Source organism: Actinacidiphila polyblastidii (genome assembly GCF_036353415.1).
Lineage (GTDB): Bacteria > Actinomycetota > Actinomycetes > Streptomycetales > Streptomycetaceae > Actinacidiphila > Actinacidiphila polyblastidii.
The window spans coordinates 1-211 of sequence record NZ_JAZEWV010000105.1 but is presented as its reverse complement, the minus strand read 5'-3'; the positions used below and the strand labels follow the sequence as shown (position 1 = coordinate 211).

General features: G+C 74.4%; 1 protein-coding gene. It reads right to left on the bottom strand.

Annotation, left to right across the window (positions count from 1 at the left end; translation table 11 throughout):
- Positions 1 to 211: AMP-binding enzyme (locus V2S66_RS34430; RefSeq protein WP_330801048.1), on the bottom strand; the 211-nt coding region annotated here is incomplete at both ends.

Genomic DNA, 211 nt, shown 5'->3' with positions numbered 1-211 from the left:
CAGCTCCGCCGGATCGGGGGCACACCCCTCGGCGGGCACGACGTACCCGACCAACCGCCGCTCCCCCGGCCGGTCCTCACGGACCACGACCACCGAACGGACCACCGCCGGATGCCCGCCGAGCACCGCCTCCACCTCACCGGGCTCCACCCGGAAACCCCGCAACTTCACCTGGTCGTCCGCCCGCCCGACGTACTCCAGGACACCGCCG